This window comes from Sphingomonas soli NBRC 100801 (assembly GCF_001591025.1).
GTDB classification, from domain to species: domain Bacteria; phylum Pseudomonadota; class Alphaproteobacteria; order Sphingomonadales; family Sphingomonadaceae; genus Sphingomonas; species Sphingomonas soli.
Genome location: NZ_BCTZ01000013.1, coordinates 126,283 through 138,734, shown reverse-complemented (window position 1 = coordinate 138,734; position 12,452 = coordinate 126,283). Strand labels below are relative to the sequence as shown.

General features: G+C 66.8%; 10 protein-coding genes. 8 read left to right on the top strand and 2 right to left on the bottom strand.

What is annotated here, in order from left to right:
• The first annotated feature begins 3 nt into the window (after nt 1-3).
• The 5 genes from trbF to SSO01S_RS09940 all read left to right on the top strand — a co-directional run bounded on the left by trbF (nt 4) and on the right by SSO01S_RS09940 (nt 5,151).
• Nucleotides 4-687: a conjugal transfer protein TrbF gene (trbF, locus tag SSO01S_RS09960; protein WP_066798533.1), complete on the top strand. Its 684-nt coding sequence runs from the start codon at nt 4-6 to the stop codon at nt 685-687.
• Complete coding sequence (gene trbG / locus SSO01S_RS09955) at nt 684-1,676, top strand: P-type conjugative transfer protein TrbG (protein ID WP_066798532.1); 993 nt, start codon at nt 684-686, stop codon at nt 1,674-1,676. The genes trbF and trbG overlap by 4 nt, the downstream gene beginning before the upstream one ends.
• Nucleotides 1,673-2,875 (top strand): TraB/TrbI/VirB10 family type IV secretion system protein, encoded by a 1,203-nt coding sequence (locus tag SSO01S_RS09950; RefSeq protein ID WP_066798531.1) that lies wholly within the window; start codon nt 1,673-1,675, stop codon nt 2,873-2,875. Before trbG ends, SSO01S_RS09950 begins: the two co-directional genes overlap by 4 nt.
• Complete coding sequence (locus tag SSO01S_RS09945) at nt 2,872-3,081, top strand: DUF2274 domain-containing protein (RefSeq protein WP_066798530.1); 210 nt, start codon at nt 2,872-2,874, stop codon at nt 3,079-3,081. The genes SSO01S_RS09950 and SSO01S_RS09945 overlap by 4 nt, the downstream gene beginning before the upstream one ends.
• Nucleotides 3,082-3,195: 114 nt before the next feature.
• Nucleotides 3,196-5,151, top strand: coding sequence for a hypothetical protein (locus tag SSO01S_RS09940; RefSeq protein ID WP_157073720.1), 1,956 nt, complete (start codon nt 3,196-3,198; stop codon nt 5,149-5,151).
• A gap of 46 nt (nt 5,152-5,197) precedes the next feature.
• Here the strand turns inward: SSO01S_RS09940 and SSO01S_RS09935 are convergent, their stop codons facing one another.
• Complete coding sequence (locus SSO01S_RS09935; protein ID WP_066798528.1) at nt 5,198-6,070, bottom strand: DUF4238 domain-containing protein; 873 nt, start codon at nt 6,068-6,070, stop codon at nt 5,198-5,200.
• A gap of 266 nt (nt 6,071-6,336) precedes the next feature.
• On the opposite strand from SSO01S_RS09935, the gene SSO01S_RS09930 reads away from it, so the two are divergent.
• The 3 genes from SSO01S_RS09930 to SSO01S_RS09920 all read left to right on the top strand — a co-directional run bounded on the left by SSO01S_RS09930 (nt 6,337) and on the right by SSO01S_RS09920 (nt 11,366).
• The gene (locus SSO01S_RS09930; RefSeq protein WP_218000359.1) at nt 6,337-6,885 is read left to right on the top strand and encodes a hypothetical protein; all 549 of its coding nucleotides are present in this window, start codon (nt 6,337-6,339) and stop codon (nt 6,883-6,885) included.
• A gap of 83 nt (nt 6,886-6,968) precedes the next feature.
• A complete protein-coding gene (locus SSO01S_RS09925; RefSeq protein WP_245646715.1) occupies nt 6,969-8,207 on the top strand; it encodes a CsgG/HfaB family protein in 1,239 nt (412 codons plus the stop codon).
• A 93-nt stretch (nt 8,208-8,300) separates the two neighbouring features.
• Entirely contained in the window at nt 8,301-11,366 is a 3,066-nt protein-coding gene (locus SSO01S_RS09920) for a beta strand repeat-containing protein (RefSeq protein ID WP_066798526.1), read from the top strand.
• 101 nt (nt 11,367-11,467) lie between these two features.
• Here the strand turns inward: SSO01S_RS09920 and SSO01S_RS09915 are convergent, their stop codons facing one another.
• Nucleotides 11,468-12,364: a LysR family transcriptional regulator gene (locus SSO01S_RS09915; RefSeq protein ID WP_066798665.1), complete on the bottom strand. Its 897-nt coding sequence runs from the start codon at nt 12,362-12,364 to the stop codon at nt 11,468-11,470.
• Nucleotides 12,365-12,452 lie beyond the last annotated feature (88 nt).

The window sequence follows — 12,452 nt, the reverse complement described above, 5'->3', positions numbered from 1 at the left end:
ATCATGTTTCGACGATCGACCGTGCGCTACGGCGCAACGCCGGAACCCGTGACGCCGTACCAGCGCGCTGGGCAGGAATGGGATGACCGGATCGGCTCGGGCCGGGTCCAGGCCCGCAGCTGGCGGCTCGCCTGCTTCGCGTCGCTGGCACTCCTGGCGCTGTCCATTGCCGGCCTGATCGGGATGGCGATGCGCGGCACGATCACGCCGTGGATCGTCCAGGTCGACAAGCTGGGCGAGGCGCAGGCCGTCGCTCCCGCCGATGCCGACTATCGGCCGAGCGACCCGCAGATCGCCTATCATCTGGCGCGGTTCATCGAGAATGTCCGCGGCATCCCCGCCGACCCCGTGGTGCTGCGCCAGAGCTGGCTGAGAGCCTATGATTTCACGACCGCCAAGGGTGCGCTCGCGCTCAACGACTATGCCCGCAACAACGACCCGTTCGCGCAGGTCGGCAAGTCTCAGGTAGCGGTCGACGTATCGAGCGTGATCCGCGCCTCGGACAACAGCTTCCGGATCTCCTGGACTGAGCGCCGCTATCAGGACGGCAGCCTCGCCGCCACCGAACGCTGGTCGGCGATCGCGACCGTAGTGATCCAGACCCCCCGCACGCCAGATGCCCTGCGCAAGAATCCGCTCGGCGTCTTCGTCAATGCCCTCAACTGGTCAAAGGAGCTCTCGCAATGACCCCCATCCGTTCGGCACTGGTCCTAGCGGCCCTTCCGCTCGCCGCCTGCACCGCTTCACAAGCGCAGACCCCGCCGCTGGCGTTCGACGCCGCGCCGGCTGCGGTGCCCGAACCCAACCCGCCCAGATCGGTCGAGATCGTTCGTATCCCGGAGCCCTTGCCGCTGCCTGGGCAGTTGAAGCCGGTATCGTCCCCGGCCGCGCGCGAGCCTGCTGATCCGAGAGCGCGGATCGGCACGGCGAACGCCGCCGCGCGCATGCAGCCGGTACGCGAAGGCTTTCTCAATGCGATCCAGCTCTATCCCTGGGCCGAAGGCGCCCTCTATCAGCTGTACACCGCGCCCGGGCAAGTCACCGACATCGCTCTCCAGGAGGGCGAGCAGCTGGTTGGCCCCGGTCCGGTCGCCGCGGGTGATACGGTCCGCTGGATCATCGGCGATACCGTGAGCGGCGTCGGGGTCGCGCAGCGCGTCCACATTCTCGTAAAGCCGACGAGGAGCGGTCTGGTGACCAACTTGGTCATCAACACCGACCGCCGCACCTACCACGTCGAACTTCACTCGACACCCGAGACCTATATGGCGTCGGTGTCCTGGACCTATCCGCAGGATGCGTTGATCGCGCTCGCGGCACGCAATCGCGAGGCGGCGGACGCGCCGCCGGTCGTGCCCAGCATCGATATCGATGCGCTCGACTTCCGCTACCGTATAGAAGGCGACCGGCCGGCATGGCGTCCGCTGCGCGCGTTCGACGATGGCCGCCAGGTGTTCATCGAGCTGCCGCAGAGTGTTGGCCAGAGCGACCTTCCGCCCTTGTTCATTGCCGGCGCCAAGGGCGAGGGCGAGCTTGTCAATTACCGGGTGCGCGGCCGCTATCTGGTTGTCGATCGCCTGTTCGCGGGCGCCGAGATGCGCCTAGGCGGCGGCAAGGCCGAGCAACGCGTCCGCATCCTTCGCCTCGATCCCGCGCGCCGGGAGAAGTCGAAATGACCGCGTCCGCCGAACCTTCGATCGGCGCGGCAGACCTGCGCCTGCGCGGCGACCCGCCGCGCGTGATGCGACTGTCTCGCAAAGCGCTGGCGACGGTCGGCCTGGTCGCGACTGCCGGGATTGGCGGTGCGTTGATCTACGCGCTCCAGCCCTCGGCGCCCAAGGGTCAGACCGAACTTTATGCGACCGACAACCGTGCGACCTCGGACAATCTCGCCGGTGCGCCGAAGGATTATTCACAAGTGCCCAAGCTCGGCCCGCCGCTCCCAGGCGATCTCGGCCGCCCGATTCTTTCCGCCCAACAACGCGGGGTCGACGTCTCGCCGCCGCCGATGGGTGCGCCGGTGCCGGCCGCCGGCGCAGACGCTGCCCATGCCGCGCGCGATCGGGTGCGGCAGGAGCGTGACGCTGCGCGCACCAGCAAGGTCTTTGCGGGCGGGGAAAGCACCGCTGCATCCATGTCTGTGGCGGGAGCCCCGTCGTTGTCTGCGCCTGCGCCCGCCGGCGCTGCCGCGGTCCCAGCGGCACCGGGCTCGACGAACGCCGGGACGGACCAGTCGGGGAAGCGCGATTTCCTGCGGGGGTCCGGCAATGGTCCCACGCAGAGCAGCTACCGCGTCGCGCCAGCCTCGCCTCACACCGTCCTGGCGGGGAGCGTCATTCCCGCTGCACTGATTACGGGCATCCGCTCCGACCTGCCCGGCACGATCACCGCGCAAGTGACCCAGAATGTCTACGACAGCGTGAGCGGCAGGTATTTGCTGATCCCGCAAGGCAGCAGATTGATCGGCGAATATGACTCGCAGGTCTCGTTCGGCCAGAATCGCGTGCTCCTCGCCTGGGACCGCCTCATCCTGCCCGACGGCCGCTCGATCCAGCTCGACCGAGTGCCGGGCGCGGACGTCGCCGGCTATTCGGGTCTCGAGGACCACGTAAACCAGCACTGGGGCGGGATGCTTCGCGCCGCGCTGATCTCCACCCTGCTCAGCGTCGGAACCGAAGTCGGTAACAGCGATGACGACGACCTCGTCCGGGCCTTGCGGCAGCGAAGCGCGCAATCGATCGGGCGAACGGGCCAGGATCTCGTCCGGCGCCAGATGGGTGTGCAACCGACGCTGACGATCCGGCCGGGCTTTCAGCTGCGCGTGATCGTGACGCGCGATATCGTTTTTGGTTCGGGCGATGGGGGCTCGAAATGACGCTCAAGCTCGGCCCCATCGCGGACGACAAGCCGGTGAAGGTCACGATCGACATGCCCGCCGATGTCTATCGCGACCTGACCGCCTATGCAGAGGCGCACGCCGCGGAGACCGGACAGGCCTCGCAGGGCCCCGCAAAGCTCGTCGTGCCGATGCTCGCTCAGTTCATGGCGAGCGATCGCGAGTTCACTAAGATCAGGCGATGACGATCGGGCGGTAATCGCCAGACCTCGGAAGCTGAAGAGTCGCAATCATCTTCGTTCGGCCTAGTATCCGCCTGCCAAGATCCGCAAAATGTGTGATCGAGCAGGGAGAGACGAGTGTTGGCGGACGAAGATGCGACAAGCGACAAGCCGCCGACCGCTGAGGATATGCTGGTCGCGGTTATCGACACGCTGCTCCCTGACCGTCGGCCCCGATATCGTGTACGCCGCATCCTCAATCTAGGGAGCAGTGGTAGGGTGCCGTCATTCAACGAACTGGAGCAGGCGGTCGCGGCCCTCGCCCAGGAAACCGCTGACGCGCATGTCGACCTGAATGTTGTCCTCAAGCTGCTCGAGTTGAGCAAGGACCATCGTTCGACAGGCCGCGATGAAGCGCTGCGGGCAGGAATCGTAAAGCATGTCGAACGGCGCTGGTCATACTTCGAAGCGGCGCTCGCCGCATATGCCGCGCAACGGCATATGGGATATTCGCTCTTCGAGCATTTTCCGCGCCTGGCCGACGAACCGCTCTTTATTGCCAGACTTGCGGACGAGCTGAAGGGCACGACCCGACAGAATTTGTGGCTTGAGGACCTGCTCTCGCAACTGGCGGTAAAGACCAAGGCTCAGGCGCGCACCCTGATCGCGGCGATCGGCGGGCGTGACGAACGCGACTTTGCGACGTGTCTGTTCGCCGCCATCGGTCGCGGTGTTGGATGGACTCCCTGGACCGTCCTCATGGCGATCCTTCGAGTCCGGCCGGCATATGCCGAACCCTATGCAGCTTTCGAAATCCCGAAACTGCAATCGGATTCTCGACTGCTCGTTTCAGCCCGCGATGAAATGGCGCGCGCCATCGAAGGGCAGACTAAGGTCCGCGCGTTGGCCGTCATGCTGCTCGAATTGGTCCAGCATCGCCCAGGCTATGGCGAAACGGATCTCCTGTCCCGGCCGGCGGAAACCCGTGCCGCCTATGTCGATAGCCTGCAGGAGCTGATCGGAGACGATGCCGACCTTCGACAAGCGGCGATCGAGGCGTTGCTGTGGTGGCCGAGCGGTCAGGCTGCCGATCTGGCGCAATTTGCAGCGGTGGCGCTTGTCCATGCCGATGACCGTGACTTTTTGATCGAGCTCGAAAGCCATCCGGTCGATCTCGTCCGATACGCGGCGCGCGCAGTCCGCGCGGCCAAGTTCAGCGACCTGCCGATGGCTACCGTCCTTCCCAGCACCAATAGCTTGGTCGGGAGCTTGGTCACGTTGGAAAGCGGGACGCCGGACACCGGCGAGTTTCCCCGCACCTGGCTGGGCGACCGCAATATCGAGCGACTTATCGAGCACACGATCTCTCGAGTAGAGGCCCATGTCGCCAGCGAATATGATGCGCATGGCGACGAGGGCGAAGACCGCCTTCTTGCGACGCTGTTTCGCGACCTCTCGACCCGGTTCTCGGCGCTCGACGATACACTTGAAGCGCTCGCTCGCGCTTCGGCGGCGCCGCATCGAGCTTCCGTGAGCATGCGATACCGCAACGTCGATCGGCCCGAGGAAGGCCGCAAGGGCATCAAGGGGGCCAAGAGCTTTTCGGCCGACCTTTGCCTGATCGTTGATCCGATGCTCGACGGCATCTCGCTGGGAAGGCGCGTCACGCTCATCCAGGCCAAGCGACTTTATCGAAACAGAAGGGCGAAGGTGCAGCCGACCTGGCAGACCTCTTTCGCGCTCCACCGGGAACAGCGGCTCGCGCTTCAGGCACAAACCGATTCGAGCGTCTATTTCTTCCTCGCACCGCCTTTGTTCGGCCGCGGCGTTCCCGTGATCCCGACGCAGCTTGTTGCCGACCTATCTGAGCATAGAGGATCCGGGACGAGGTTGCGGAAGGAAGTCGTTGCCACCGCATCCCGTTCGCTTGCCGACTGGCTGACCTACGACGCGCTCGCACTCCGGATAGGTGACCCCTACGCCGCGCTGGTGGAAAAGGCCGAGGGCAGGCCTGGCTGCCTGCCGCGCCGGCTCTTGGAGCTGCCAACCGTCGAGGTTCAGGTCGGCATAACGCCGCGCAGCGGGGATCGTTGACGATCCCGGAGTGCGTGTTGTGTTGATCGACGTGACCTGACGCTGGTCAGCCGGTTGGCATGATCGATCCGAACGGCGTGACATTGGCTCCCAGGATATCGAGGTTCGCCCCGATCAGGGCCAACGCTTCTTCCTTGTCCAAGGCCCAGAGCCGCTGTGCCGATGCGGCGATCGAGGTCCGGTTTATCCGCTCAGTCAGATCGGCTGGCGGCAGCTGGTCGAGAAGCTGCTCGGTTTCGGCCGAGCGGGCGCCGAAGAAGACGCGGTGAGGCCCGACCGGCAGCTGGATCATGAAGCCGGGATTGTGGAAGCCGCCTTCCCAATGGATCGGCAGATCCGAAAGCAGAAGGCTGGGGCCGGCCGAATCGAACTCGCGGAACCACCATCTCAGACCGGCGAACGCATCCATCACCCCGTCCTGCCGGATCATGTCCGGCAGCCAGTGCAGCAGCGGCGCCGCGTCCAGCGCGCCGGGGAAATTCTGCGCGAACCACTCCTCGGTCGAGGGCCAGCCTTCCGGCAGCGTATCCTTGTCGCGCTCCGCCAGCGTCGCCCTCAGGAGCGCGATGCCTTGCTTGCGCAGATGGGCCAGCACGTCGGGCTGACGGATGCGCAGCGAGCTGAGAAACAAAGTCCAGGCGCGATGCTCATCGGCGGTGATCTCGGCGTGTTGCTCGAACTTTTCGAGCACCTTGGCCGCATCATTGTCGATCGGACTGAAGAAGCTGCGCTCGAGATGATCGGGCGATAGTCCAAGCGAGCTCGCGACGATTGCGTAGAGGCCATTTTCGTAGCCGGTATATTCGGGCATCCGGGCACTGCACACCAGGCGGCCGCGGCGGACGCTGAGATTCTGCACCTTGCCCTGAGCGTTCGCCCAGCGCCGCAGCAGGAATTGCGGAACATAATGATGCTTCACAAGGTGAGGATGACGCCCGGTCCGAAGTCTCGCAAGCTTCGCAGGCGCTGACGGTTCCAGCCGACGCGACTCGCGGTTGCTGTCCCGCCAAATCGAAGCGGCGTTTGGATTCCAGGCGCGCACTGCCCGGACCCTCGCCACCGCCATAGCTTTCTACTTCTACGCCACGCTGCGACGGCCGCCGATTGCTGTTGCGGCCCAGCCCTTTGCGCTTCTCTTCCTTGCTCCCGACGCCGCGCTTCCGCGCCGGCGAAAGGAGCATCGTCATGATCAAGGGGTTCGAATTTTCGGGGTTCAGCGGGCTGCGCCTGAGTGCGGCGGCGGCAGTTCTCGCATCGCTTGCGGCCGGTCCGGCCTTCGCGCAGGAGGTTGGCGAGAACCGCGCCTGGCAGTTCGAGACCCCGCAAGACCTCGCTGCCCAGGCCGCGATGGCCGAACTGATCGCACGGGCCCGCGCCGGCATTTATGCGCCGCCGGTCTACAACACGAACATCGCGCGCCAGTATAATTGCTCTGTCGCGGCAAGCGCGGTCGGCAATAGCGGCGCGCAAAGCGCCATCGCCAATTCGCCCAGCGTGACAGGCGCCAATTCGGCGGCGACCGGAAATGCGGGCTCGGCCTCGGGTGAGAGCCGGGCGAATCTCGCGCTCGATCAGGACAATAGCGGTCCCGTCGCATCGACTGCGATCGGCTCCACCGGCGCCAGTGCCGACGGCCCGGCCTGGCAGGCGCTCAACTCCTCGCAGACCAATGGCGGCGACCAGCGTGCCAGCGTCCAGGGTAGCACCGCCTGCGGCTTCGGAGCGCTCAACTGATGGCGCCGCCTTTATCGAGCCGTACGCGCTCCCGTACCCGCTCGCTCCTGTCCGCTCTGCTGCTGCCTGCCTTGGCAGGATGCGTGACTCTGAAGCAGCAGCGCCTGGCGCCGGGCGAGGAGCCGGTGCTGATCGGCGCCGCTGCCCGCGACAACCGCACGCCTATGGACCCCGCGCTTGCGTGCTTCAGCGCGCAGCTCTCGGCAGCGCAGCGGGACCGACTGGTGATTGCGGTCGGCGACGTCCGCGACTTCACCGGCAAATATTCGGTCAGCGAAGGCACCGCCATCACCCAGGGCGGCGCGCTGATGGTCGCATCGGCGCTCGGCAAGCTGGCGGGGCCGGTCACGCTCGCCGAACGCTTCGACCCGACCATCGGCGAGCGTGAGCTTGGTTACACCGAGCGCCGTCAGCTCGGCGACGGCAATGCCCATAAAGTGAGCGGCGCTACTGGCGCGTCGAACGTTCCGTGGCTGCCTTATTATGGCGGGAGCATCGCTGCCTCGGACTATTACATCGTCGGCGGCATCACCGAGCTCAACTACAATATCCGCTCGGGCGGCGCAGAAGTGCGGGTCGGGCAGGTCGGGCCCAAGGTCCGCACCTATACCCAGTCGGTCGCGATCGATCTCAGGATCGTCGATACCCGCTCGCTGCTGGTCGCCCGCACGGTAAGCCTCACCAAGCAGTTCACCGGCTATGAGGTCGGCTTCAACACCTTCCGCTTCTTCGGGTCCGAGCTGTTCGACGTGAACCTCGGCGCAAAGGGGCAGGAGCCGCTGCAGCTGGGCATCCGTACCACGCTCGAGGAAGCGACGATGCGGCTGGTGGGCGCCGTCGCTGGCGTCGATCCCCAAGGGTGCATTGCGATGCAGTCCTGGAACCCTGCGATCTCGCTTCCGCCCATCGGCTTCGCTGAACGCGCTGACCCCGTCTCGAAGGGCGCGGTCGTGACCGCGCAGGCGCTCAACACCGCGGCGCAGCCGGGCTCGGGGACCGGCGACGGGGTGGCGCTGATGTTCGAGCCGGGGTCCTCCGATCTCGGCGGTTCGGCGCAGGCCTTGCTCGACCGCGTTGCCGGCGCGGCGCGCGCGGCGCCGGTCGAGCTGCGGATCGCGGCGCGCGACGTGGAAGTGCTCGAACCGGCAAAGCGCGACGCGCTCACCGACCAGCGGATCGCGGCGGTGGTCGCGGCCCTGGCCGCCCGCGGCGTCGGCAAGGCCGTGATTGCACTGCGCTGGCGGCCGGCCTCGTCCGACACGACCCTGCATCGCGGTGAAGCCGGCGCCCAGAACCTCGCTCGCCGCCGCATCGGCGGCTGAGCGGCTCGATCCCTCACGTCTCAGGGAGGCGCCGACCCGACAGCTCAGTCTTCACCCACTGCCTGCCTTCATCCTTCAACTGGAGTAACCCCCATGTCCCGTATCGCTCATTCCCGCACCGCGCTGATGATCGGCGCCGCCACCGCAGCGCTTGCCGCCATGCTTGCTGTCTCGCCTGCCGCCGCGCAGTCCACTGATCAGGTCAACGGCACGCGCGTCGCCGAGAGCCACCAGCGTGCCGACCATAGCCGCGCGCTTGCCGATACCAGCGGCTTCGAGATCGTAGCCGCCACACCCCCGGCCGAGAGCTCCGATATCGCGCTGCGTGCCAACGCAGTTACCACCTCGGTGCGCGCCAACCGTTCGGACAGCAAGCTTGCCACCGAAGTGTCCGAAGCTGGCTGGCGCCGGACCACCGAACTCATGTCGGGCAATGGCGGCATTGTCGCCGACGGTGCCGCGTTGCTTGTCACGACCCAGCGCGGCATGGCCGCCACCACGACCGCGCTGAGCACCGGCGGTGTCCTCGCGATCAGCGCCGATACCAGCCATGCCAACCGCATCACTGTCGCCGACAACCGTCTGGATGCCCAAGCGCTCGGCAACGATGCGGCCGCGGCGCTGTCCCTGGCGGGGCTGCAGGAACCGGCTGCGGGCGGCATCCTCGGCTTCCAGTCGAACGACCCGCGATCGGCCGTCACTGCCACGAACATGGCCGCGATGCGCATCGGCGTGGGGGCGACCTTCGACAGCGAGATCGCGATGACGGACAATCTCGTCCGCGCACTCGGCTATGGCAACGCGTTCTCAAGCGACTTCTCCGTCACCGGCACCAATGCATGGGGGGCGGATGGTGGCGCACCGGCGTCGCTGGTTCCGTCCGATGGGAACCCCGCCGTCTCGGCGACCTTCGCGACGCTCAGCCATCAGCAGCAGGACGGGTCCGTCACGGTTCGAGCCGGCGATTACGACGGGTCGGACCCGTTCCACCTGGTGGTGTTCGGCCAACTCTCGCGGTCCAGCGCGCGGCATGACGGCGATGCCCTCGTCGCCGGCAGCTACGGCAGCCAGTCGGACAATGCGATGGCGCTGCGGATCGGCACGGTCTCGGGCGGCGGCGCGGTCGCCAACATCACCAGCGTGCAGCGCGCCGGAGATATCGACATCAGGGCCGATACCGTCGGCGGCATGCGGTCCAACATTCTGGGGACCATGTCGGAGGCGCAGGCTTCGCTGTCGGACAATACCGCACGCGCCGTCGCGATCGCCAATCTCGCGGAGCGCAACCTGCTCAGCGTCGAGGCGACCGACATCGACACCGTCGGCCTGCCGGGATCAGGACCTGTCGGTACCGCATCGAGCGGATACGACAACAGCTCGAGCGTGACCGCCGCCTTCAGTGTCCAGAATGTCCAGGACTTCGGCAAGGCCCGTATCGCCGCGGTCTCGACCAGCGCGCTCAAGCTCGGCGTGGCGGGTCCTGTCCTGCGCTCGGCACTGGCCGCCGACCGCAATGCGGTCAGCGTCGCGGCGACGGGCAATGGTGCGACCAGCGGTCTCACACTCGCCGCACCCGCGCTGCGAACCAGCGCGGACCTCAACAATATCCAGAGCGGCAGTGGCGGGATCCGGGTGGAAGCGGGCAATGGCCTCGCACCGCTCGGTACGGTCCTGGCGCTTCCGGCGACGGTGCTCGGCTCCGAGCTGTCGGTCCGGGATAACGCGCTGACCGGGACCGCGATCGGCAATTCGGCGTCGAACAGCGTGTACGTGACGGGCACCGGCCTCGCCAATGGCAGCGCGCATGACGAAGCAGTCTCGGGACCGCTTCCCGATGGCTATGGCGCCGCGGCGGACTATGCGCTGGCCAGCAGCCAGACGCTCGGCTTGTCGGGCGCGCTGGAAGATGCGGTCGGCCTCGACAGCATTGTCGCCGGCCGTTTCGGGATGCTCGGAGACTCCCGCGCCTATGGCTCGGACTATGGCGTCGAAGACAATCAGGTCGCCGCGACGATCATCGGCAACACCGTCGCCAACCGGGTGTCGGTCGATGCGGTCAGTCTCGGCGCGGCGGACTTGCCGGCGCCCGGCTCCGCCTTGTCCTCGGCGCAATATGGCCAGGTGATCGGGAAGGCGCATGCCTATCAGGCGCTGGTCACGCCGGGATCGCTGGACGGCTCGAGCGTGTCGGTGAAAGCCAATATCAACCAAGCCTACGTCGGCATCAACGAGGCCGACAATCGGCTTTCGCTCGATGCTGTCTATGGCGGCGCGCTTACCGGCCGCAACGCACAGGTCGCGATCGGCAGCAGTGTCGCGGTCTCGGGCGACCATGTTTTCGGCAATCTGCAATTTGCCGGCGGCGGCATTTCCGCCGACGCCATCACGTCGATCGAGAATGCCGACAGCGGCATCGGGTTGGCCGGCTCGCGCTTCGTGGTCGCGGACAATGCGACCACGGCGGAGGCGGCGGCCAACCGGGCGACCAATGTCGTCGAGTTCGCTGCAGTGGGCGGCGGCGCGGCGTCGGCGCTCGGCAACCAGCAGTTCAGCACCGCCAATGTCACAGCGAGCGCGTCGTTGGACGCCGGTTATCGCGTCTCGCCATTCCCCGGGACGCCGATGATCGACGGGTCCTTGGTGTCGATCGCCGACAATGCCACCAGCGCGCTCGCCCGCGGCAATGCCGCGGACAACCAACTGGTCGTGCGCGGCGGCGTGGCAATGGCGGCGGCGTCGGCCGGGGCCGGCCGGTACGACCTCTGGGCGGAGGCCGGCGCCCCGCTGCTCAACGCCCAGACCAACTATGGCAGCGTGACCGCCGCGGCCTCGGACAGCATGGTCGGCGCGGCATTCAACGGGCCGCTCGCAGGCATGAGCCGGTCCTCGCTGGTGGTCGGCGGCAACAGCGTTTCCGCCGCCGCCTATGGCAACACCGCGACCAACGCCGCGACGCTGTCGTCCGTCGGCTCGCCGCCCAGTGTGGCGGTTGTCAGCAGCCAGACCAATTACGGTCCGGTGATCGCGTTCGCGACCGGCAATCGGCTGACCATGCCGCTTGGCGCGATGACGGGGAGCAGCTTCGCGCTCACCGGCAATCAGGTGAGTGCAGTCGCGATCGGCAACCAGGCGACCAACACCGTCACCAGCCTTCGCTGATCCGCGCCGGCTGTCCCGCGCCCCCTGGGACAGCCGGTCAGCGGGAAGGGTCGCCGCGCTCCCCCCTCGCGCGGCGGCCCTTCGAATATCTGCAAGGGGAATCAGGACGGCAGCGGACGTCCGTAGCGGTGCGCAAGCATCTCCAGGAAGCGGCGCAGGGCGGCGCTGTCATTGTCGCGGCGCCAGTGGATCGCCTGTTCGAGATGGGTGGCACCGAACGCGTCATGCACCGGACGCAGCACCAGCGCCTCATCTTCTCGCGCCACCCCGGTCGTGACGACGACCGACCCGTTACCCGCGAACGTGAATAGATTCTCGCGGCGCACGTCCTGGACCCGGACGCTCGGACCGAAGCCGGGCCCCGACAGCCGGGAGGCGACAAGATCGTTGAGAAAGGGGCCGGGATCGACCTTGCTGATCACGAAGGTCATGCCGCGCAGATCGGTCCAGTAAAGCGGATCGCGGGCGCATAGCGGGTCGCTGCGGGCCAGACCGATCACCACCGGCTCGCTCCAGAAGGACAGCGAGACGATGCCGGGGCGCTGCGCCTGACCGCTCACCACCGCGAAGTCGAGCTGGTCGCGTTCCAGCGCGCGCAGCAACCGCGTTCGGCTGCGCTCGCGCGCAGCCAACTCCACACCCGGCAATGCCGCCCTGAAATCCCGGACAACGGCGGAGAGGTCGCCGCTTCCGAGCGATCCGTGGAAGCCGAACCGCAACACGCCGGCGGTGCCCCGCGCGATTGCGAAGCAATCCTGGTCGAGCGCGTCGATGTCCTCGACGATCTGGCGCGCCTTGCGCAGGATACCGATGCCGGGGTCGGTCGGCACTACGCCCCGGCTTGAGCGGCGGAAGAGCGCAAAACCGAGCCGGTCCTCCAGATAATGGATGCGCTTGCTGAGCGTTGATTGCTTGATGCCGAACCTGTCAGCTGCTTGGCTGAAGCTGCCGCTTTCGGCGGCGGCGAGCGCGTAGCGCAGCAAATGAACCTCGATCATGCCCGCTCCTGCGCGTGCCGTTGCACCGATGTCCGGCTGGCGATCGCGCTGGCGCACCATCCTGCGCGCAACGCTTTGAAGCCATTCC

Coding starts and splice junctions, on each gene's coding strand:
- trbF (WP_066798533.1), top strand. CDS start 4: ATGTTTCGACGATCGACCGTGCGCTACGGCGCAACGCCGGAACCCGTG.
- trbG (WP_066798532.1), top strand. CDS start 684: ATGACCCCCATCCGTTCGGCACTGGTCCTAGCGGCCCTTCCGCTCGCC.
- SSO01S_RS09950 (WP_066798531.1), top strand. CDS start 1,673: ATGACCGCGTCCGCCGAACCTTCGATCGGCGCGGCAGACCTGCGCCTG.
- SSO01S_RS09945 (WP_066798530.1), top strand. CDS start 2,872: ATGACGCTCAAGCTCGGCCCCATCGCGGACGACAAGCCGGTGAAGGTC.
- SSO01S_RS09930 (WP_218000359.1), top strand. CDS start 6,337: ATGATCAAGGGGTTCGAATTTTCGGGGTTCAGCGGGCTGCGCCTGAGT.
- SSO01S_RS09920 (WP_066798526.1), top strand. CDS start 8,301: ATGTCCCGTATCGCTCATTCCCGCACCGCGCTGATGATCGGCGCCGCC.
- SSO01S_RS09915 (WP_066798665.1), bottom strand. CDS start 12,364: ATGATCGAGGTTCATTTGCTGCGCTACGCGCTCGCCGCCGCCGAAAGC.